Source organism: Streptomyces sp. NPDC005722 (assembly GCF_040630935.1).
Lineage (GTDB): Bacteria > Actinomycetota > Actinomycetes > Streptomycetales > Streptomycetaceae > Actinacidiphila.
Window position 1 is genome coordinate 1 of the sequence record NZ_JBEXYN010000033.1, and the last position, 21,258, is coordinate 21,258.

Sequence of the window (21,258 nt, forward strand, 5' to 3'; positions counted from 1 at the left end):
TGGACGTCCAGCTCGGCCGGCACCTCGCGGTCGATGCGGGCGAGGAACTTCTTGAACTCCACCGCCCGGTGCCGGCGATGAATCTGCCCGATCACTTCACCAGTGGCTGTGTTCAGTGCGGCAAACAGCGTGGTGACCCCTCCACGCACGTAATCGTGGGTGCGGCGCTCGGGCATCCCCGGCATCATCGGCAGCACCGGCGCGGACCGGTCCAAGGCCTGGATCTGGGTCTTCTCGTCCACGCACAGCACCAGCGCATGCTCGGGCGGCGCCAGATACAGCCCGACCACGTCACGGACCTTCTCGATGAACTGCGGATCCTTGGACAGCTTGAAGGTGTCCACCAGGTGCGGCTTGAGACCGAAGGTCCGCCAGATCCGGGAGACGGCCGACTGCGACAGGCCCGCCTCGGCGGCCATCGAACGCGTCGACCAGTGCGTGGCGTTCTTCGGGGTGGTCTCCAGCGTCTTGACGATCACTTTTTCGACCTGCTCATCGGTGATCTTCCGCGGGGCACCAGGGCGGGACTCGTCCACCAACCCCTCCAGCCGGTCACGCACGAACCGACCCCGCCACCGGCTGACGGTATGCGCCTCCACATCCAGCAGGGCAGCCACGTCCTTGTTCGACGCCCCGCTCGCGCACTCCAGAACGATCCGGCACCGCAGGGCCAGGGCCTGCGAAGACGTCCGGCGCCTGGCCCAGCGGGTCAACGTCTCGCGCTCATCGTCGCTCAGTACCAGCTCAGCCTTCGGCCGTCCCGTCCTCGCCATCCGGCCATCATGCCGAACCATCACCGACTTACGCAGCGAAACAACGACTCAGGACAGTAGTGGCGGGCTTCGTATTCAGCGGGTGGGATGTGGCCTATCTCTCCGTGGAGTCTGGTGTGGTTGTACCAGTCGGTCCACTCGGCGGTGGCCAGTTCGACCTGTGCCAGGGACCGCCAGGGTCGTTGCGGCTTGATCACCTCGGTCTTGAACAGCCCGATGGCGGATTCCATCAGCGCATTGTCGTAAGCGTCGCCAACCGAGCCGATCGAGGCGGCGATGCCGGCCTGCTCCAGATGCTCAGCCAGCGCGAAGGACGTGTATTGCGCCCCGGCGTCAGAGTGATGCACCAACTCACCTGGAATGGGCGGGTATTGGTCCCGGTCGCGCTGCCACAGTCCCATGTCCAGGGCGTCCAGGACGAGCCGGGTCTGCTTGGTGGTCGAGGCGGACCAGCCGACGATCCGGCGGGAGAAGGTGTCCACGACGAAGGCGACGTAGACGACCCCGGAGAACGTCGCGACGTGCGTGAAGTCGGCGACCCAGCAGCGGTTCGGTGCGCCGGCGACGAAGTCGCGGTCGACCAGGTCCGGTGCCCTGGGCGCGGACGGATCGCAGATGGTGGTGATCACCTTTTTCCCGCGGAGGCGCCGGTGATGCCGAGGTCGCGCATGAGGCGTTCGACGGTGCAGCGGGCAACGTCATGCCCCTGGCGGTTCAGGTGTCGCCAGATCTTTCTGGCTCCGTAGACGCGGTAGTTGGCGTCGTACGCCTCCTGGATAAGGATCTTCAGTTCAGTGTCCCGCAGGGTGCGGGCCGCAGGCGTGGCCTGGCGTTTGTGGTGGGCGTAGTAGGTGGACGGGGCGATCTTGCAGTCGTGGTCGGTCAGAACACGGCAGATCGGCTCGACGCCGCCGAAGCGGTCCCGGTGCTCGTCGATGAACGCTACGAGCGCGTGTGTGGCCGGTCGAGCTCGGCCGCGAAGAAACTCGCGGCGGCCTTGAGGATCTCATTTGCCCGCTTCAGCTCGGCGATCTCCTTCTTCATCGCCTTGACCTGCGCGGACTCATCCGTTGTCGTCCCCGGCCGGGTGCCGGCATCGATCTCGTCCTGGCGGACCCACTTGCGCAGCGTCTCGGTCGTGCCGATGCCGAGCTTGGCCGCGACGGCTTTCATCGCGGCCCACTCGGTGTCGTAGTCGGGCCGCACCTCGGCGACCATCCGCACCGCACGACGGCGCAACTCAAGCGGGTACGGGGAAGGACGTGCCATGACTCGATCCTCTCAAACAATCGAGTCCCCACCGAACCCGGAACGGTTCAACCAACCAGTTCTTCCCGACCCCGGACGACTACACGCTGCGCGATGCCCGCGACGTACGGGACGCCGTTGCCCTACTACGCGGCGAGACGATCGACCTGCGAGGCACGACCGTCGCCATCGGCGTGACCGGGGAAGAGGCTCTCACCCTGCTGGCCGCGAGCGACACCTTCGCGCTCGCGGCCGCCTACGAAGGCATGCTGCTCTCGTTCGGCCTCCATCAAGTCGACCTCGGACCCTGCGTCGACTCCGTGGTGGTCGACAAGGTGCTCAACATGAGCGACGCGCGAGAGGAGTTTGAGAGGACTGGACACGCCACCGTGCGATTGCGCATAGCCAAAGGGCGGCCGGCCCAGCGCTATCTCGGCAGACACTTGCCCGGTCAGGAACCAGCAGCAGAATGATCACCCGACGTCGCCGAGGTCGAACCGCAACCCGGCCTGGCGCTCCGTCGCAACGAGACAGGGGGAGGGTTCATGGCACCGTCGTCGGACGGGTTCACTGACTGGAAGTGGAAGGTGGCCACACTGCTGCGCCCCTGGCGCAGCGAGTTCTGGCTCTACTACCCGTGCGAGGCCGATGCCGGACACCAGATGGTCAAGGTCTGCGAGCGCTCCGGCTACGACTTCGCCGTGCTGCACTTCAGGATCTGCCACGAGTGCCGGCACGGGCTCATCGCCAAGATTCGCGTCACCGGGGAGTGGACCCGTCAGGGGTACGCCACGCGGATGGTGAAGTGGGCGATACGCGGGTGCGAGACCTACTCCTGGTCGACCACCAACCGGTTTGAGGACGGCGAGCTGTTCTTCCCGACCCTTCAGGCAGCGCTCGGAACTGCCTTCACCCGCCGCGAGCGGGTGTGCGAGCACATCAAGGCCCGCCGCCGCGGGTATGCCCGGCCCGGGATGGAACGCTCTCCGACCAGCCGCCAGCGCGCCATGGAGCGCCGATCTGCCGCCTAGCTAGAGCTGCGGCAGCAGGTCGCCGGGAGTGGGCGAGACCCCCTCTTCCAGCCAGTGAAGGTAGACCCGCAGGTCCGCCGCAAGCCCGTCCTCGATGTACGCCGCGTAGTCGGCGACGGAGGCGGCAAGGCCCTGTCCGGCCCAGTCCGCCTCTTCCCAGCGGCGTTCCCCGGCCGACAGGTATGAGGTGATCCGGCCGCGCTCGCGCCACCACTCCCGGACGGACTCGACGGTCCAGTGTGCGTCGCCGTCGCAGGCGTACCCGAGGACGGGGTCGAGGTCCGCGGCTTCGACGAGCCGCGCCAGCTCGTCCGGCGTCCGGGGCTGCCGGTAGACGTACTCCGTCATGTACTCGCCCCCGTAGAGGACGTGACAGGGCGCGTGCAGTCGGCCCGTCCAGCAGTTGTCGGTCTCGGCGCCATAGAAAGGGCCGGGAACGTTGAGCCACATACGGTCCTTCCAACGCCCGCGGAACGCCTTACGGTCGTCGCCGAGAAGTGGGACGGGGTCGAAGTAGAGGGTCATCTGCCGACTCTAGCTAGAGCTGGTTACTCCGGCGCTGGTCGTAAAGCGCCCATGCGCGCCCGGTGATGAGGACGACCGCTGACGCAGCCAGGCCGACTTCGGTGATCGTGGCGGTGTTTCGGCCCCAGAGGCGGCCGTCCGCGTCCGTTGTGAGGTCACCCGTCCGCAGCTGGAGGTAGCGGGTGTAGGGATGTCCGTGGACGTGGCCGCTGCCTATCCGCCACAAGTACATGGCGTACTCCTGCTCCGGCGTGCCAGCCAGAGCCGCTGACGCAGCTCTCTTGATCACGTCTGTGGCCACAAGCGAGAGCTTGCGCGCCTTGGCCGGGTCACAGCCGATCGACTCCGCAGCTGCCGCGACCTCGTTCAGGCGGTTCGACAGCTTGTCGCGGAGCGCGCTGAGCTCCGCCGCCTGCTCCGGGGTGGTCGGTGAGAGCGCGCCGATCGCCTTCCGCTGCTCGGTGTAGTTCGTCGCGGCGGCCGCGAGGGCGCGCATCTGCCGTTCCTTCCGCCCATGCGGATCCAGTACCCAGACAGCTTGGGCGGCGCCCAGCAGACCGGCTCGCAGGGTCGTGAAGTAGGCCGCTGGATAGAGCGTCTGGGTCTTGGCCAGGGCGGTCAGGGCAAAGTCCAGGTGCTCCACCGCAGTGATCAGTCCGTGCCAGGCCACGCTGGACACGGGATGATCCGGGAACAACTTGTCGTCCCCGGCCAGGCTGCTGCTCGGCTCCACCCGTGCTGGCCCGTTGTCGTCCCCGCTGGTGCGTTGCGCCCACAGTTCGACGGCGCTTTTCATTCGGCCCAGGCGGGCTTCCCACGACGCATGTTCCGACATGGCCGGAGGTTAGCGAGTCGCAGGTTGGAGAAGCCAGGCAGTTTCGGCACCGACGACCCCTGATAGCGCTCCTCAGGTAAGAGCCACGGCGTCCAGCAGATGGGGGCCGTTGTTGCGGACGCTGTTCACCGCCGTGCCGACGGCGCGGACGGCCAGGTGGCCGTCGGCCGGCGCGGTCAGGAGCGCGCGCAGTTCCTCCGGGTCCTGGTGCTCGGGGTCGAGCCAGGCATCGTAGTCGGCGGCCGCGATGGTCAGCGGCATCCGGGGGTGGACCCGGCCGGCGGCGTCGGTGGCCTCGGTGGTGATGATCGTGCACGTGGCCAGCCAGGCGCCCGGGTCGTCGTCACCGGCGACCTCCTTGTTCCGCCACCACTCGTACAGCCCCGCGAAGGCCATGCCCTGGCCCTGCTGCTCGGGGCCGATGAAGTAGGGCTGCTTGAAGGCCTTGCGCTCCTCGGTGGCCGGGACGGGCACCCACTCGTAGAAGCCGTCGGCCGGCAGCAGGCAGCGGCGCCGGCTGAACGCCCGGCGGTAGGCCGGCTTCTCGTGGACCGTCTCCATCCGGGCGTTGATCATCCTGGACCCGACCGCGGGATCCTTGGCCCAGGACGGGACCAGCCCCCACCGCAGCGGCAGCAACCGCCGCTCCAGCGCACCGGTCTCCCGGTCGACGCCCTCCAGGACCGACCAGACGCTGTCCGTCGGGGCGACGTTCCAGCTCGGCGCCACAAGGGCTTCCGGGTTCCATTCGGTGACCCGGAACTGCTGCACCAAGTCCTCGGGGCGTCGGGTGGAGACGTAACGGCCGCACATGCCCACCAGCCTCCCACGCCGCCACCAGTAGCCATGCCGGGCCTGGTCCAACGCTGTCACCTGCACGTTCCCCGCGTTCACCCGTGAGGGTGGATCGCTGACCCGCCGCTAGCCCTGATTCGAAAATATGTGCGAATATGAGTGTGAGGGAGGCGGTGACCATGAATGAAGACACACATCGCGCCGAGCAGGGCGCGCACGTTCTGCACGTGCGGGTGGCCGACCGCCGACTTCCCGAGCCCCCCTACCGGGAGATGCTCGCGCTGCTGGGGGACGTCACGCCGGTGGTACAGCCGCTGCCGCCGGCTGCGGCACTCGCCGACGTAGCCGGCGCCACGCGCTACTGGGACCGCACCCCCTACGAGCTCGCGGTGCGGATCAGGACCCGCGCGCTCGAAGCGCTGGGACTTCCCGTCCAGGTGGGTGTGGCCAACTCCTGGGCGGTGGCGGCGATGGCATCCGCCCGCCCGGACCGCGGGGGTATCCGCGTCGTCCCGGACGACCATCGGGCCGTGAGGGCCTTCCTTGATCCACTGCCGATCGGTGAGCTGTACGGGGTCGGGCCGGTGCAGGCCGCGACCCTGGAGCGCTATGGCTTGCGCACCGTCGGGCAGGTGGCGCGCCTGCCGGCGGAAACCCTCCAGCGGGTCCTTGAGAGCCGGGGGCAGACTCGGCTGGTCCATGAACGGGCCCGCGGCATCGACCCGCGGCCGGTGGTCGCGACCGCGCTGCCCCAAACCATCAGCGTCCTGCGAGGTCTGGACGTCGACACCCTCGACCCGACCGTCATCGGCCGGGAGATCCTCGACGCCGTCGTGGACGTCGCGCACCAGCTGCGCGAGCGCGGCCAAGTCGCACGCGTGCTCACGCTGGGGGTGGGTTTCGCCGGTGGCAGCAGCGTGAACAGGTCTCTGACCTTGCGAGAGGCCACCGCCTTCACCGACGACCTGCGCAGCGCCGCGACGCAGCTGTTCGAGCGCATGGGGCTGCAGCGAGCCCGAGTGCGGGGCATCTCCGTCCGCGCCGAGCGACTGGGCGGCGCCGAGGCGGCCTCGGTGCAGCTGAGTCTCGATGCCGAGCGCGAGGCCGGCCACCTCCTGGACCCCGTCGTCGACCAGCTCAACGCGAGGTTCGGCCCCGGCACGGTCACGTGGGCGCCGCTCGCCCACCGTTGGCGCAGCGCCTGACCCGGGCGAGTGATGTGTACGAGGACCTGCCCACCGATCCAGACGAGCTCCAGGTCATCCAGGACCATCTCATCCGCCTGCTCGCCCGGCTCCGGGAGCAGGCGAAACGCATCCGTCCCGCTCTATCCGGATCTGCCCGTCGATCCGGCTTGGCTGCAGATCGTTGAGGCCCACACCGTGGAGCAGTTGCGCCGCGCCGGGGAGCAGGCGTACGAGGTGAAGACCGGCGATCAACCCTGGGTGTCCGGACCTGCTCCCGGGTGGCGGCTGCAGCATCTACCCACCGCGGCCGGCCAACCGCCAGGCCGCATCCTGCACCGAAGGGACTGTTGGATCGACAACGGCGAGGACCTCACCCTGGAGGAGGCCTCAGGCCATGCGGCCCGGGCGGCGGTGGAGCTGTGCCGTCTGTGTCGCCCGGACCCACCAGTGGGGCCGTTACCGACCTGTGCATCGGGCGATGGCCGCGTGAGCGTCGCCGCCTCGGGTCGGACCCCGCGTTGCAGCGCCAAAAATGCATTTTGCGGTTTTTCGAGTTCAATGAAATTCAAATTCGGGGCTTATCCCGGCTCCCGATGAGCGCCGACCTGTGGTCCTATTCGGTGGCGACCTCACTGCCGCTGCGGCCGCTTGGCGCGCCTTGCCGCCGACAAGTAGGCGACCCGCAACGGGTTTGCGCGGATGATCGAGGGAGACGGCGACACCAGCATGGCGACGTCGTCGTCGGGCAGACGAGACGCGACCTGAAGGGCGGGCGGGCTATTGCCGTTCCCAGTCCGCGCCCGCCGCCTTGCCAGGCGGTGATAGACACCTGATCTGCCGCCGGTGATACCGAGCCAACTTCGGCGTTCGGGTCGACGGATCACATGGTCGAGCCCCTACGGGCAGGTCGTAGAACCGTTACCCAGATCGTGTCTCGGGGGCTGCCTGCGGGTGCTGTTCACGACTGACAGCGTGCGAACTCGGTGGGCGTCTGGCCGTACTGGTTCTTGAAGGCCCGGGTGAAGTGGCTGGCGTCGGCGAAGCACCAGTGGGCGGCTATTTCGGTGGTGTTTGGCCGTCCTGCAGACGCCAGCAGGTCCAGTCGGGCCCGTTCGAGTCGACGTTGGCGGATGTACTGGGCGGCGGTTTGCTCTTCGGAAGCGAAGGCGCGGTGCAACGTTCGCACAGAGACGTGGAGTTCACGGGCCAGCATTGATGGTGACAGGTCGGGCTCGGCGAGCCGGGAATCCGCAAGGAGTTTCGCAGCTTGGGCCAGGGTCGGGCTGAGTAGGGGCTCGGCAGTATCGGTCTGGCGGTTCAGTACACCCTGGACCAGTACGACCAGCGCTTGGTCGGCAACCTGAACGCCGGAGGGCGAGAGCTCTCCGACCGACTCGCCGAGCAGGTGCACGTGGGCGAGAAGGAGCCGCATCTCGGCCGATGCCGCCGACCCGATGACCAGCCTGTCCTTGATCTGGGGTCCGAGATCAGACGAAGGCAGGATCAGCACCGTTGCCGCGGTGTCTTTCGCGATCTCCGAGGTGGGCGGGCCGCTGCGTTGAAGCATGAAGTGGTGTGCCGAAACTGCCAGTTCGGAATCGCGAGGTCGAACGAACCGCCAGACGTTCCGCCGCACCACATGCATGAGCACCTGGCCGTCGCTGTCTGTGGTGAGAGCCTCGTTAGTACCGACGAGCGATTCGCTGCGCACGTCGGCGATCACAGAATCGCCGGCCTTCACGGCGCGGACGCGGATCCGGAAGTCACCCGAACGGCCTGGGGTGAACACGGGTGCGGGATACGTCTCCGCAACCTGGTCCGACCAACGCCTCCGGAAGAGGCTGAAGGCATGAGCCGGGGCGTGCTGGGAGGTGACATCCGCGGCGAACGCCTTGTTGGCCGCGCCCATAGTCTTCCCGCTTCCATCGTGGCGCTGAGGTTCTATCCCCCTGGCACTACCGTTCGAGCCTACAGGCCATCACCCTTCCTACTGTGGACAAGCCGGGCGGACCCGTGCGGCTATGTCAGCATATGAGTGGACCAAAAAGTGAGTGTTTTCACTGACCAGGTTGTTGTGATCACCGGTGCGGGTGAGGGCATCGGCGCCGCCGCAGCGCACCGGTTCTCCCGGGACGGAGCAACCGTCGTAGTAGTCGGCCGGACGCATGACAAACTGTTGCGCACTGCCGCGGCCGCGCCGGCCGGTGCCAGAGTGCTTCCCCGTACTGCCGATCTCACCGTGCCGGACGAAGTTGATGCACTGATCTCGTCTGTCATCGCCGATCTGGGGCGCATCGACGTATTGGTCAACAACGCCGGCGCACCGTCCATGGGAACGGTCGAAGGTCTCCCGTCGGATCAGTGGCGTGCGACGATGGCGATCAACCTCGACGCGGTGTACTACACCAGCCGGGTGGCGATGCCGCATCTGCGTGCTGCACGAGGTTCGATCGTCAACGTCGGCTCGGCCAGCGGGCTCGGCGGGGACTACGGTATGGCCGCCTACAACGCGGCCAAGGGTGCGGTAGTCAATCTGACCCGCGCCATGGCGCTGGACCACGCCCCCGAGGTGCGGATCAATGCTGTTCACCCCGGGTTCACACTGAACACCGGGATCACCGCCGATGCTACGCCCGAGATGCCTCTGGTGAAGTCGTTCACGGAGCGAATTCCCTTCGGCCGGGCCGCTGAACCCGACGAGGTTGCCGCAGTCATTGCGTTCCTGGCCGGCCCCGATGCGCGGTACGTGACGGGGGTGCAGATACCGGTCGACGGTGGCTTGACCGCCTCGAACGGTCAGCCTCGTATCGAGATCTGACAGCATCCTCTCCCCGCGGCCCTGGAAGGGCCGCCGACCGGGGTCTCGCCCGGCTCCGGCTCGGATGTATGCCGGGGCTCCGGCCACGAGGATGAGCAAGGGGGCGGTCGGCGCTGCTCACGGTGCGAGTAAGCGCCGAGTGTCCGGCCCCACCGCGCGAACTAGGCGGTTTCCACACGCCCCGTACCGCGCATCGCGTGGAACGGGACGCTGTGGAGTCTGCTTGTCCGTGCCCTCGAGCGTAGTCGCGGTAGAGACAGGAGTTGGCTGTGCAGCGGAAGCCGCGCAGTGTCGTTGACGGTGCGTTTCGCGTGCTGCGGGCTCTTCCCCAAGCCGGGCGAGAGCATCAGGTGGCGCGTCTGGCGGACCTGACTGGGCTGCCTCGTCCCACGGTGCACCGGCTGCTCAGTCAACTGCGCGACTCTGGCGCAGTGACGTGGGTTGACGGCCACTGGACTCTTTCGGCCTCGCTGCTGGGCCTAGCGCAGCAGGTGGAGCCGCTATCGGGTCTACGGGCTGCGGCTTCACGGGTCATCCAGAGTCTTCGGGAGGAGACCGGTGCTGCGGTCTCTCTGGTTGTGCCGTCGGAGGACTTTTTCGTGGCTCTGGAGATGGTTCCGGGCAGCGAGACGCTGCCGATAGACGCGCGCAGTGGGGCGCGGATGCCCGGGTCTACCGCGGCCGCGATGGTCCTGGCTCCCGGCCCTCTCCCGGCGGCCCGGCGGCGGCCGTTTGGTGCCGCGATCGACGACCAGGACGTGCTCGCGGGTTTGACGTGCTATGCCGTGCCGGTCGGCCTGCCCGATGGGCGGCGGGCGTCACTTCAGATCGCCACCACGCCACTGCGGCCTGCGGAGAGGTTCGCAGCGCCGGTTCACCGAGCCGCCGTCGCCTTGGAAGGCAAGCTCTCTGCGCTGTGACCCTACGGTTGTCCGTCCAGCGGACAACATCCCGTTTGGGCCGGAAGTTTCCTTCACCGTGGGAGACCAATCTATCGATGGAGGAATCCTCATGACGGACCGGAAGATTGCCCTGGTCACCGGCGCTGGCCGCGGACTGGGTAGGGGCATGGCAGAACACCTGAGGCGCTCGGGTGTCGCAGTTCTGGGCACCTACTTCACCAGTGAGCGCGCAGCCGCCGAGGCTGCTGGACCGGACCTGGTCTTCTGCCAGCTCGACGTCACCCGCACCGACACGTTCGCGGACTTCGTCACCACCGTACGGAGCACGCTGCAGAACAGCTTCGGCGTGGAGACCTTCGACTACCTGGTCAACAATGCCGGCATCGGCACCTACGCTCCCTACGCGACAACCACCCCGGATCAGTTCGACGAACTGGTCCGGATCAATCTCAAGGCCCCGTTCTTCCTCACCCAGGCGCTGCTGCCCCTGATCAACGATGGTGGCCGCGTACTCAACGTGTCGACCGCTCTGACACGGGGTGTCGTCCCAGGTATGTCCGCTTATGCCGCAAGCAAGGGGGCGATCGAGGTTCTGACCCGCTACCAAGCCGTGGAGCTGGCCGAGCGGTCCATCCGAGTCAACACCCTCATGGGAGGGGCAGTTCTGACCGACTTCGGCGGAGGCATCATGCGCTCGCCGGAGGTACAGCAGCTTGCGGCCCACACGATAGCCCAAGGCCGAATCGCCACGCCGGACGACATCACCTCCGCTGTTCCCGCCATCCTCTCCGATGCCTTCCAGTGGACGACCGGCGCGATCATCGACCTCTCCGGAGGCCAAAGCCTTTGAATGGAAAGTGCACCGTGGATGAGCCGGCATTCGTCCTGGTTCCGGGAGCGTGGATGGGGCTGAACCACCCCGAAGAGATCGCAACTTTCATGCCCGACTTCTTCTGATCAGAGTCGAGGAGACCCGGTGCTGGAGATTGGGACGGCATGCCCCCCGCATGCCGCTCCGGACGGCGCCGGGCCTCTCCTCGTCGAAGCCGTCCGCGAGAGCCGGGAGGTCACCACCGGCCGCACCGCCTTCAACCAACGACACCCTGTCTGCGCCGCTCGACCCGTCGCTGCGTCGCCGCTGATCCCCGCAAGGCAAGGGGGCGGAACCTCACCGCCCCCTGCTTCACCGACCATCGAGGCGTCCGCCTCCACTTCCCTGGCCCGCCATGAACAGGCCAATGGCCGTTGGTGCACCTAGCGGTGCGCCGCTGCGTCGATCTGCTGCTGATGTGCTCCGTAGGGCGACATGGGGCGGAGCATCACGGCGATCGGCAAACGGCTCGACGAAATCTCTGCCGAGAGGAACACATTGTCCACCTATCTGTTGGTTCACGGCGCCTGGCACAGCGGCGAGATCTGGCAACGTGTCACACCGCTGATCACCGGCGCGGGACACCGGGTGTTCGCCCCGTCGCTCACTGGCCACGGGGACCGCTCGCACCTTCTCGGCCCGGAGGTAGGGCTGTACACGCACGTCGACGACATCGTCCAGGTGATCACCGATCAGAACCTGTGGAATGTCGTACTGGTCGGACACAGCTACGCAGGCCTGATCATCTCTTCGGTCGCGGCCAGGGTGCCCGAGCGGATAGGCCACTTGGTTTACCTGGACGCCATGGACCCCAAGGACGGCCAGAGTGCGATCGACATCATCCCCGCAGCCCAGTTGCTGATCGATCACGCCGCGGGAACCGGCGAGCCGTGGCGGCTCGCGCCGCTGCCGGAACAGCCCGACAACCTGTTTGGTGTGACAGACGCCGCAGACCGAGCCTGGCTGCGTACGATTCTGTCGGATGAGTCCGTGCTCTGCTTCCAGCAGCCCGTCCGACTCGGCAACACGACCGCCGACATCCCGCGTACGTACATTCACTGCACGGCAGGCGCACCGCCGGACAGCCGGAACCGCCCGCCTGCGCAGGCCGACTCTGCTCCCACTCAAGTATGGGAGCTGCCCACCGGACACGACTGCATGGTCACCATGCCGGCCGAACTGACCGATCTCCTGCTCAAGCTCGCCTGAGCGACCCTTCCGATGCGGAGGTCCTCCTCTTCCCATCTGGTCCAGGAGCCGAGTTTGCCGCCCGCCTTGGCGTCGAGCCGCGAAGAGTGCCCGGCGGACACATGACCCTGCTGAAGCTGAAGAGTGGGACGGCACACTCCCCTTTACGTCGCTCCGGACAGCGCCGGGCCTCTCCCTGTCGAGGCCCGGCGCGCCGTCCTTCCGGGCAGGGCCACGTCGGCCCGCGCCCCTACCGAGTAGGTTCGCCCGGGCACGCGGCAAGGGGCGGCATGGAGGCCGGCGGCCCCCGCAGATCGGTCACGCTGACGCGCCCGCCTTCCCAGGTCGGACCCGGCGTGCATGCCCCGGAACAGCCTTGAGGTGCCGTCAGCCGTCAAAACGGGCGCGTGCACTCTGGATGTAGCTGTAGTTCTGCTGGGTCCAGCCGCATATCGCGTCGCACGCGACGAGCAGGCCAAGGCCGGGCTCGGTGAGGGAGTAGTCCACTCGCGGCGGGACGGTGGGATGCACCTTCCGGTGGACCAGGCCATCGCGCTCCAGCGTGCGCAGGTTCTGGGTGAGCATCTTGTGGCTGACGCCCTCGACCTCGTTGCGCAGTTCGCTGAAGCGCATAGTGCGCTTGCCAAGCACGTCGATGATCAGGAGCGCCCACTTGTTGGCGATGTCCGAGAAGATCTCTCGCGCGAGGGAGTCCGCTCGCCGCAGGTCGGCGTCCTTGGGTACAGGCGAGGTGGTTACCATCAGGTTCCTCAGTCTCGAAAAAGTGCGTTCTTGCAGGTCAAGCCTCACTCTCTTACAGTTCCTGAGAATCCACAAGAGAGAAAGGCGCGACCCATGAGCACCACCCTTGACGTCTTCAACCACAACATCCCGGTGGAGAGCAGCTTCGGCTACTCGCAGGCGATCAAGTCCGACGACCTGGTCCACGTCTCGGGGCAGCTTTCCTTCAGCGAGGAGGGCGAGTTCCTCCACGCGGGCGACACCGTCGCCCAGCTCAAGCAGACCTATGCCTGGATGGACAAGGTCCTGGCCCACTACGGCGCCACCCGGAACCAGATCGTCTCGCAGGTTCTGTACGTGGTGAACCTGCGGGAGAACTTCGAGGCGACGGCGCAGGCCAACGTGAACTACTTCGGCGACCACCGCCCGGTCAGCACGATCCTGGGTGTCCCCGACCTGGGCTTCCCCGACCAGGTCATCGAGATCAGCTTCATCATCGACATGAAGCTGCCCGCCTGAAGCCCTGGTGCGGCCCTGGTGTGATCATGCGCATTGCGCGGTGGATCGCCCAGGGCCGCACCTGCAACCGGACGTGCCGGCCGTGCTCATCCATGATGACGAGGGACGAACCGGCCGGGCACGAGATGAGGCCGAGGCTGCCGAGCCGGCTCCATCCCGTGGCCCAGCGGCTTCCAGACCCAGGCTCTGGCCTCGGGATGGCCGGCCGGCACGTGCCGCAAGCCGCGGTTTCCGGCTCGGCGTCCACACTCGTCACGGTCGTGTCCGCGCCATAGGGGCGAGAGGGCGTGCGCAGCGCCTCGATCACCGAGGGTAGTTCCTCGTCTGGCAGCCTTTCGGCAACGGCAACCTACTGCCACAGCGAGAGCGGCGAGTAGGAGCTTCGGCCAGGCGCCAGCGACAAGATGAAGGTATTTTGTCTAAACGCGAGGAATGTCCAGTGCACGCGCCATCGCGCCTGTCACTGAGAGGCATTTAATGACTACTCAAAGCAGCAGCCGCGGTCGCCTTCCCAGAGACCGCAGCCGTGATCTACCCGTTGACAGCCGCGTCGCTTTGCTCGCAAGAGCCGCCTCCGAGATCGGCACCTCACTCGACATTACGCAGACGGCTCAGGAACTCACCGAGGTATCCGTGCCAGCCTTCGCGGATTGCGCAACCGTCGACGTTTCGAACGCCGTAGCGCGAGGGGACGAGCCGGATCTGGGAACGACGCACCTACTGCGAGCCGCGTTCCACGGGAATTGTCCTGCCCCGTACCTCTGCTCAGTCGGCGATTGCCTCGACTACGCCCCCGACAGTCCGCACGCCCGCTGCATGCTTTCCGGGATGCCTGTTAGGGCATCCAGTTTCGAAAAATCTTCTACTGCTACGGATGACCGCAAGGCTGCCGGTGAGGGGAAGACCCTCGATGAGGACGCCTACTTTCTGCTTGCCGTGCCAATGAAGACACGCGGGAAGACCCTTGGCGTGGTCGCTTTCTGGCGTGCCCAGCCATTCGGTGATGCTGATCTCGTGCTAGCTGAGGAGTTGGTGAGCCGCACCGCCCTCAAGGTCGACAATGCCAGCCGCTATACACATGACCACCTGTTGGTCGAATCGATGCAACGCGGCTTTCTGCCGCAGGAACCGCCCGAGCAGAATGCTGTCGATGCCGCATCCCGCTATCTACCTGCTCAGACTGGAGCAGGAGGCGATTGGTACGACATAATTCCCCTGTCTGGCGCTCGCGTGGCTCTGGTCGTCGGTGACGTAGTCGGCCACGGCATACATGCCGCAATCACCATGAACCAATTGCGGACGACCGTTCGAAATTTTGCCAGTTCCGATTCCCCTCCTGAGGAACTAGTAAGCCATCTTTGCGACTTCGTCGCGCGTCTCGGCGTCGACGAATCTGCCACATGCCTTTATGCCGTCTACAACCCAACCACCCGTATGTGCACCTTCACTCGGGCGGGTCACCCGCCACCCTTGCTGGTCCTCCCCGATGGCAGCGTGCGCCTACCCGACCCGCCCCCGGGCCTCCCGCTCGGCCTGGCATATCGGCCGTTTGAAACAGTCGAGTTGGCCGTGCCCGCCGGTAGTAAAATCGTTCTCTACACCGATGGTCTGATTGAGAAACGGCACCAAGACCTTGATGTCGGTATTTCTCGTCTGGCAGACGTCCTGGCAGCGAAAGCAGCCCTGCCGCCCGACGAAATGTGCGGCGCCGTACTGGACGCGATGGTTGACGGCCGCCCCACGGACGATATCGCACTGCTTATCGCTGCCACCTGCTCGACAGACGCCCATTATGCACATTGGGACGTCCCTAGAGATCCGGCAGCAGTAGCTCCTGTGCGCAATGAGGTGGCGGCTCAGATTGAAGAGTGGAATTTGCCTGAGCTTTCGTTTTCCACCGAACTCATTGTCAGCGAGCTGGTGACGAACGCCATTCGGTACACTGCGGGGCCTGTCGAGTTGCGGCTGATCTTGGACCAGTCTCTGTTCTGTGAAGTATCCGACGGCTCCAGTATCCATCCCCGGATGCGCCGCGCGCTCACTACAGATGAAGGCGGGCGCGGACTGTTCCTCGTGGCTCAGCTTTCCACTCGTTACGGAACTCGCTACACGTCAGACGGTAAAGTTATTTGGTCTGAACAGACTTTGCCGGGAGTAATCGACTGGGCGCGCTGTTAAAGCCTTATCTCCCTTGGCTGTGTGGACCAACGCTCATACCAGAAGCAGCGACCACCCCTCCACGTCCCTGGGCGTCCTCCTGCACATCGACCAGGCCACCGCGTACTCGTGGTGCCCAGACAGCGCGTCCTCGCGCGCCCCGCACTCACTGGCAGCGGGGGTTGTGATGAAACACCGCGGGGAGCGCCTCTGTGAGAACGACCGGCAGTGCGTCGACTGGGCTCCGCGTGCCTGCACACGCCTCCTGACCACCCGACCTCAGCAATGCAGGTGTGCTGTTCGGGGGCCGGGCAGGCGAGGGCGCCGTAGGTGGTGGTGAAGCGATTACGCGGAGCGCGGACGGCCCCGCTCAGGGCCTCACCGCTGTCCACGTGTAGATGCTCTCGGCCGGCCTCACGAAGGCTCCGGTTTTTTCGCGAGTCGCGACAACCTCGGGTGGGGCCGCACGTCGGGTGGGGTGAAAGGCGGTTACAGGGACGGGATTTCTGGCCCTCGTGCTGCCTGACCATCCGTGTTGTCTCTGAACTCTTTGGAGTCATTTCCCATGCGACACATTCGCTCCAAGAAGGCGAACGGAGCCCTGCGCTCCTGGGTGCTGGGGTCGGTTGCCGGTCTCGCCCTCGTGGCGGGCGGCGGCATCGCCGCTCAGGCGGCCACCACCGTCCATGCCACCCCTGCCAAGCCGGGCACGTCGGCTTCGGCGCCGAAGCCCGTCCCGTCCACCCCGGGCAAGCCGACCTCGGGCGACACCGACCCGGTGGTTGCGGTGCCGGGTGACGAGAACGGCAAGCCGTTCCCGAAGCCTGTCCCGTCCACCGGGGCCAAGCAGACCACTGTGGTGAAGCCGGCTTCCGGTGACACCGACCCGGTGGTTGCGGTGCCGGGTGACGAGAACGGCAAGCCCTTCCCGGGCCACGCCGGTCGCTGAGCCGCCGATTTAAAGGCATGGCGGGGCCGGTCTGGAGCCGGCCCCGCCGTACCCCTTGATGTGAACGAGGACGATGCAGCTCACCATCCCTGCCCTGCCCTGGTGGACCCGGCTCCTGCGCCGCACCCGGACAACGCCTTCTCCGGCGCCGGACGCACCGCTTCCCGGCCGACGGTTCCGGCACCTGCATTCGACGGTTGGACGGGACGACGACGAGGGCTCTCCCACGCTGGCCGATCTGTACCGGACCCGACGCGTGGACATGGTTCGGCTGGCGGCGTTCCTGGTGCGCGACCGGCACACCGCCGAGGATGTCGTCCAGGACGCCTTCGCCGCCGTCTGCCGGCGGCACGGCGAACAACTGGACAACCTTCAGGACGCGCAGGCCTATCTCCACACCACGGTGGTCAACGCCGCCCGCTCCGTGCTGCGCAGGCGACGCACCGCACGCGCCTACATCCCGCCCTACCAGGGTCCAGGGGCGCCGGTTGACGAACTGTTGCTGCTCGCCGAGGAGCACAAGGAGGTCCTCGACGCGCTGGCCCGGCTCACCGAGCGTCAGCGCGAGGTACTGGTCTTGCGTTACTGGTCCGACCTGAGTGAGGCGCAGATCGCCGAATCTCTCGGCGTGTCCCGTGGGACCGTCAAGTCGACCGCGAGCCGCGCGCTTGCCACTCTGGAGAAGCTTTTGGAGGGAGACCGATGAGTGATCAGGCGCCGATCGAGGTACGGCTGCGTGCCGCGCTCGAAGCGCGTGGGCGGCTCATCAACGCCCACGACCTGTCACCGGGCCGCCCTCCTACCGGCAGAGCCTGGGGGACACGCCGGATCAGGCGCGTGCTGGCGGTCGCCGGCGCGGCCGCCGCCGCGGCTGCCGCCGCCGTCGTTCTCCTGCTGTCCTCCACCACCTCGGACCACTCTCGCCCGGCACCGCCGGCACAACAGTCCACCCCCACCGTCACCCCCAGCCCCACCGCCCCGCCCCCCGTGCCCTCCGCCGTCGCGTCCGTTCCCTACAGGTAGCGAAGCGCCGTAACGAGGCCGGCCGTGAGGTTGTGGAGCAGGGCCGGCCTGACCCGAAAGACAGGCTCTGGGCAGACGACAGTTCTGTGTCCCCCGGGCAGAACGGAAGAATCGGTTCCCATGAGGTCTAGCGAGGCAGGTGCCGCATCCACGCAAGCAGCGGGTACCGGTGCGGGAGCGGTGGTTGCTCGCCCGGCGCTGTTCGGGCGGCTGGGCGGGGCGGCCCGGGTGACGACGGTGTCGGCGTCGGCGGGGAGCGGCAAGACGATGCTGCTGCGTTCGTGGCTGTCCGCGGCGGGCCTGGCCGAATACGCGGCGTGGGTGCCGGTGGGCCGGGATGAGCGGGATCCGCAGCGCTTCTGGCTTGGTGTCGTGGATGCGTTGCGCCGGACTACGGCGGGCTCTGCGCTGGTCGGGAGCCTCACTGCGGCTCCGGACCTGGACGGGTGGGCGATTGTGGAGCGGCTGCTCGCGGACCTGGCGCCGCTGCAGGACCGGATCTACCTGGTGATCGACGACGTGCACGAGCTGGACCCGGAGGCGCTGCAGCAACTGCAACTGCTCATCATGCGGGCGTCGCCTCAGCTGCGTTTTGTGTTGGCCGCGCGGCACGACGTGGGCCTGGGCCTGCACCGACTGCGGCTGGAAGGTGAGCTCGCCGAGATCCGCGATCCGGATCTGCGGTTCACCCTGGCCGAAACCGAGGAGCTGCTCAGAGCGGCGGGGCTGGCGCTGCCCGGGCCTGCGGTTGCAGTGCTGCACGCGCGGACCGAGGGCTGGGCAGCGGGGTTGCGGCTGGCCGCGCTGTCCCTGGCGGGGCACGCGGCTCCGGACCACCGGCTGGCGGCCGAGTTCTCCGGCAGTGAGCGGACGGTGGCCGAGTACCTTCTGGCTGAGGTGCTGGAGCGGCAGAGTGAGCAGGTGCGGGAGCTGCTGCTGCGCACCAGCATCCTGGAGCGGGTCCACGGCGAGCTCGCGAACCTGCTGACCGGGGGCGAGGACGGAGAGCGGGTGCTGCAGGACCTGGAAGCCGCGAACGCGTTCGTGGTCTCGCTGGACACCTCGCGAACCTGGTTCCGCTATCACCAGATGTTCGCGGACCTGCTGCAGCTCCAACTGCGGCGCACCCACCCCGGCGAGGTCGCCGCACTGCACCAGGCCGCCGCCGACTGGCTGGCAGGCCGGGGCATGGCGGTGGAAGCGATTCGGCACGCCCAAGCCGCACGGGACTGGAGGCCGGCTGCCAGACTGCTCGCCGACCAGTGGCCCGGCCTGTACCTGGACGGGAAGACCGCCGTCATCCACGAGCTTCTCGCCGGATTCCCCACCGAGTCCCGCACGGCGGACCCGGAGCTGGCGGCGGTGGCCGCGGCCGACGAGCTGGCCGGCGGGTCGCCGGCAGCGGCGGAACAGTACCTGTCCCTGGCGGAGCGGGCGCTGGCGTCGGAGAGTCGGCCCGGGCAGGCGCAGCTGCTGGTGGGGATCGTCCGGCTGCTGATCGCCCGCTGGCACGGAAGCCTGTCGGCGGTGACCGAGCAGGCGCAGCGGCTGCAGGACGCGGCGGAGGCGGCCAAGACGACGCAGCCCGGCCTGAGTGAGGAGTTGCGCGCGCTGGCGCTGATCAGCCTGGGCAGCACCGAGTTCTGGATGGCCAGGTTCCCCGAGGCCGTGCGGCACCTGGAGCAGGGCGTCGCGCTCGCGCGCCGGATCGGGCGGCCCTACCTGGAGTTCACCGGCCTTGTTTACCAGGCCGCTCTCGAGTTCTTCCGATCGATCCCGTTGGCACTGGAGAACAGCAGGAAGGCGGCCGAGCTGGCCGAACGGCACGGCTGGGCCGAAGGGCCAGCTTTCGGCCTGGCGAGCACGAACGTCGGGACCATCCTGGCCTGGCAGGGGCGGCCGGAGGAGGGCGAACCCTGGATGCAGCAGGCCGAGCGCACACTCCGGGCGGAGACGGAGCCCGCGGACGCGCTGGCGATCCGCTCCCTGCGCGGAGTGCTGGCGCTGGCGCGCGGCCGGGACGCCGACGCGCTGGCCGCCTTCCAAGCTGCCGACCAGATAGCTGAGCGCCTGACCGAACCGAACCTGATGGTCCACGGGAACCGGTCCTTCCTCGTGCAGACCCTGGTCCGCCTCGGTGAGACCGACCGCGCCGAGCAGGTCCTGGCCGGCCTCCGCGACCAGGACCGCGATGGCGGGCAGATGCGTCTGGGCCTTGCAACCCTGCGACTGGCCCAAGACGATCCGCAGGCGGCAGTCGCCGCGCTCGCGCCGGTGCTGGACGGCTCCGCACACCTGCCCTGGCCGGGCTGGCTGGCCCAGGCCTTCCTACTGGAGGCCATCGCCCGTACCGCGCTCGGTGACCACCGCGCCGCCGCCCACGCTCTGGAGCGCGCGCTGGACCTGGCCGAACCCGACGGAGTGCTGCTGTGGTTCCTCCTGCACCCGGTGCCGGAACTGCTGGAGGACCTCCCCGCGCACCGCACCACCCACGCCGCCCTGATCGCCGAGATCCTCAGCCTGCTCGCCGGCCACCAGCCCGCGCCGTCGACCACCGGACCGCGGCCGCTCACCGAGCCCCTGAGCCGAAGCGAGCTGCGGGTACTGCGCTACCTCCCGACCAACCTGACCACGACGGACATCGCCAGCCAGCTCAATGTCTCGCCCAACACCGTCAAAGTGCACGTGCGCCACCTGTACGCCAAGCTCGGCGCCCACCGCCGCGCCGAAGCCGTCGCCCGAGCCCGCGACCTGGGCCTGCTTGCACCCGCCACCCGGACACTGCCGGCGAGCGCCGCCGCGCTATCACCCGGATCGGGTGACGCTCGATAACCCGACCGGACCGTAATTTGCGGCGAGGCGAGCGCACCATCCCCATCAACACACCGCCTCGGCCGCGCACGCCGCTTCCTGGCCCGAGCGCCCATCGTTAGAGATAGAGAGTTTGAACTTGACTGCCAGCACGCCCACGCAAACCTTCGTCCTCGTCCCCGGCGCATGGCTGGGAGCCTGGAGCTGGTACCCGGTGGCTCGCCAACTCACCGAGCGGGGCTACCCGACTCTGGCGCTGACCATGCCCGGACTGGCCTACGACGGCTCGCCAGCCGGGCTCCGGCTGGACGACGCGGTCAACCACGTGGTGAGCGAAGTCGAGAGCCGCAATCTCACCGAGATTGTCCTGGTCGGCCACAGCTGGGGCGGATACCCGATCACCGGCGCGGCCCACCGGCTCGCGGACCGCGTGGCAAAGGTGATCTACTTCGCCGCAGCGGTCCCCGAGCAGGGCAGGCCGATGATCGATGAGAACGAGCAGTACGCCGCGGTCATTCGGCAAGCCATCGCAGCGTCCCCTCATGGCACCGTTCCCGCCGGCCTCGACGCGGTCGAGGGCGTGCTCATGCCCGGAGACCCCGCGCCGCTCCAGAAGCTGGTCAGCGAACTGCTGCTGCCGCAGCCGGGCGGTTATATGACGGACAGCCTCGACGTGCCCCCGGTCACGAAGATCGGACTGGACGCGGCCTTTGTGCAGTGCGCCGACGACATCGCCCTGGCCCGGCCCGCCGCCGAGCTCGCGGCTCGGCTCGGCGTCGAGCCCACCATCATCCCGGGCAACCACATGACGCTGCTGACTGAGCCGGCCGTCGTGGCCGACGCCCTCATCAGCGCTCTGGCATCCCGCCAGTAAGCAGTACCGGC

Annotated in this window: 20 protein-coding genes and 1 pseudogene; 14 read left to right on the forward strand and 7 right to left on the reverse strand. The window is 67.6% G+C overall.

Annotation, left to right across the window (positions count from 1 at the left end; all coding sequences use genetic code 11):
- Positions 1-773 (reverse strand): IS630 family transposase (locus ABZ479_RS29610; RefSeq protein ID WP_500464414.1); only part of this gene is annotated, 773 nt, incomplete at its 3' end.
- A 20-nt stretch (positions 774-793) separates the two neighbouring features.
- A pseudogene (locus ABZ479_RS29615) lies at positions 794-2,042 on the reverse strand (IS3 family transposase).
- A 173-nt stretch (positions 2,043-2,215) separates the two neighbouring features.
- On the opposite strand from ABZ479_RS29615, the gene ABZ479_RS29620 reads away from it, so the two are divergent.
- Both ABZ479_RS29620 and ABZ479_RS29625 read left to right on the forward strand, forming a co-directional pair.
- A complete protein-coding gene (locus ABZ479_RS29620; protein ID WP_500464415.1) occupies positions 2,216-2,494 on the forward strand; it encodes a hypothetical protein in 279 nt (92 codons plus the stop codon).
- Positions 2,495-2,566: 72 nt separating this feature from the next.
- Positions 2,567-3,052, forward strand: a complete 486-nt coding sequence (locus ABZ479_RS29625) for a hypothetical protein (protein ID WP_500464416.1) — start codon at positions 2,567-2,569, stop codon at positions 3,050-3,052.
- Here ABZ479_RS29625 and ABZ479_RS29630 read toward each other — a convergent pair whose 3' ends face one another.
- The 3 genes from ABZ479_RS29630 to ABZ479_RS29640 form a co-directional block, all read right to left on the reverse strand.
- Positions 3,053-3,577 carry a ferredoxin gene (locus tag ABZ479_RS29630; protein ID WP_500464417.1) on the reverse strand — a complete coding sequence of 175 codons (525 nt, stop codon included), beginning with the start codon at positions 3,575-3,577 and terminating at the stop codon, positions 3,053-3,055. It abuts the gene before it with no gap.
- A 13-nt stretch (positions 3,578-3,590) separates the two neighbouring features.
- On the reverse strand, positions 3,591-4,412 hold the full coding sequence (locus ABZ479_RS29635; protein WP_500464418.1) for a hypothetical protein: 822 nt from the start codon (positions 4,410-4,412) through the stop codon (positions 3,591-3,593).
- 72 nt (positions 4,413-4,484) lie between these two features.
- Positions 4,485-5,225: an SOS response-associated peptidase gene (locus ABZ479_RS29640; protein WP_500464488.1), complete on the reverse strand. Its 741-nt coding sequence runs from the start codon at positions 5,223-5,225 to the stop codon at positions 4,485-4,487.
- 161 nt (positions 5,226-5,386) lie between these two features.
- Between ABZ479_RS29640 and ABZ479_RS29645 the strand changes: the two genes are divergently transcribed.
- Entirely contained in the window at positions 5,387-6,412 is a 1,026-nt protein-coding gene (locus ABZ479_RS29645) for a DNA polymerase Y family protein (RefSeq protein WP_500464419.1), read from the forward strand.
- A gap of 12 nt (positions 6,413-6,424) precedes the next feature.
- Complete coding sequence (locus tag ABZ479_RS29650) at positions 6,425-6,991, forward strand: DUF6233 domain-containing protein (protein WP_500464420.1); 567 nt, start codon at positions 6,425-6,427, stop codon at positions 6,989-6,991.
- Positions 6,992-7,352: 361 nt separating this feature from the next.
- On the opposite strand, the gene ABZ479_RS29655 is transcribed toward ABZ479_RS29650, so the two are convergent.
- The gene (locus ABZ479_RS29655; protein ID WP_500464421.1) at positions 7,353-8,303 is read right to left on the reverse strand and encodes a helix-turn-helix domain-containing protein; all 951 of its coding nucleotides are present in this window, start codon (positions 8,301-8,303) and stop codon (positions 7,353-7,355) included.
- 138 nt (positions 8,304-8,441) lie between these two features.
- Here ABZ479_RS29655 and budC point away from each other — a divergent pair, with 138 nt between their 5' ends.
- From budC to ABZ479_RS29675, 4 genes are all read left to right on the forward strand, one after another.
- On the forward strand, positions 8,442-9,212 hold the full coding sequence (budC, locus tag ABZ479_RS29660) for a meso-2,3-butanediol dehydrogenase (protein ID WP_500464422.1): 771 nt from the start codon (positions 8,442-8,444) through the stop codon (positions 9,210-9,212).
- A gap of 269 nt (positions 9,213-9,481) precedes the next feature.
- Complete coding sequence (locus ABZ479_RS29665; protein WP_500464423.1) at positions 9,482-10,132, forward strand: helix-turn-helix domain-containing protein; 651 nt, start codon at positions 9,482-9,484, stop codon at positions 10,130-10,132.
- Between the two features lie 91 nt (positions 10,133-10,223).
- Entirely contained in the window at positions 10,224-10,964 is a 741-nt protein-coding gene (locus ABZ479_RS29670; RefSeq protein WP_354799641.1) for an SDR family NAD(P)-dependent oxidoreductase, read from the forward strand.
- A gap of 519 nt (positions 10,965-11,483) precedes the next feature.
- Positions 11,484-12,194, forward strand: coding sequence for an alpha/beta fold hydrolase (locus ABZ479_RS29675; RefSeq protein WP_500464489.1), 711 nt, complete (start codon positions 11,484-11,486; stop codon positions 12,192-12,194).
- A gap of 366 nt (positions 12,195-12,560) precedes the next feature.
- Here the strand turns inward: ABZ479_RS29675 and ABZ479_RS29680 are convergent, their stop codons facing one another.
- Positions 12,561-12,935 carry a winged helix-turn-helix transcriptional regulator gene (locus ABZ479_RS29680; protein ID WP_354799637.1) on the reverse strand — a complete coding sequence of 125 codons (375 nt, stop codon included), beginning with the start codon at positions 12,933-12,935 and terminating at the stop codon, positions 12,561-12,563.
- Between the two features lie 93 nt (positions 12,936-13,028).
- Here ABZ479_RS29680 and ABZ479_RS29685 point away from each other — a divergent pair, with 93 nt between their 5' ends.
- From ABZ479_RS29685 to ABZ479_RS29710, 6 genes are all read left to right on the forward strand, one after another.
- On the forward strand, positions 13,029-13,433 hold the full coding sequence (locus ABZ479_RS29685) for a RidA family protein (protein ID WP_354799635.1): 405 nt from the start codon (positions 13,029-13,031) through the stop codon (positions 13,431-13,433).
- An 816-nt stretch (positions 13,434-14,249) separates the two neighbouring features.
- On the forward strand, positions 14,250-15,611 hold the full coding sequence (locus tag ABZ479_RS29690; RefSeq protein ID WP_500464424.1) for a SpoIIE family protein phosphatase: 1,362 nt from the start codon (positions 14,250-14,252) through the stop codon (positions 15,609-15,611).
- 544 nt (positions 15,612-16,155) lie between these two features.
- Positions 16,156-16,539 (forward strand): hypothetical protein, encoded by a 384-nt coding sequence (locus tag ABZ479_RS29695; protein WP_500464425.1) that lies wholly within the window; start codon positions 16,156-16,158, stop codon positions 16,537-16,539.
- Positions 16,540-16,612: 73 nt separating this feature from the next.
- Complete coding sequence (locus ABZ479_RS29700) at positions 16,613-17,245, forward strand: SigE family RNA polymerase sigma factor (protein ID WP_500464426.1); 633 nt, start codon at positions 16,613-16,615, stop codon at positions 17,243-17,245.
- Between the two features lie 497 nt (positions 17,246-17,742).
- The gene (locus tag ABZ479_RS29705; RefSeq protein WP_500464427.1) at positions 17,743-20,394 is read left to right on the forward strand and encodes a winged helix-turn-helix domain-containing protein; all 2,652 of its coding nucleotides are present in this window, start codon (positions 17,743-17,745) and stop codon (positions 20,392-20,394) included.
- Between the two features lie 118 nt (positions 20,395-20,512).
- Positions 20,513-21,247 carry an alpha/beta fold hydrolase gene (locus tag ABZ479_RS29710; protein ID WP_500464428.1) on the forward strand — a complete coding sequence of 245 codons (735 nt, stop codon included), beginning with the start codon at positions 20,513-20,515 and terminating at the stop codon, positions 21,245-21,247.
- Positions 21,248-21,258: the final 11 nt, after the last annotated feature.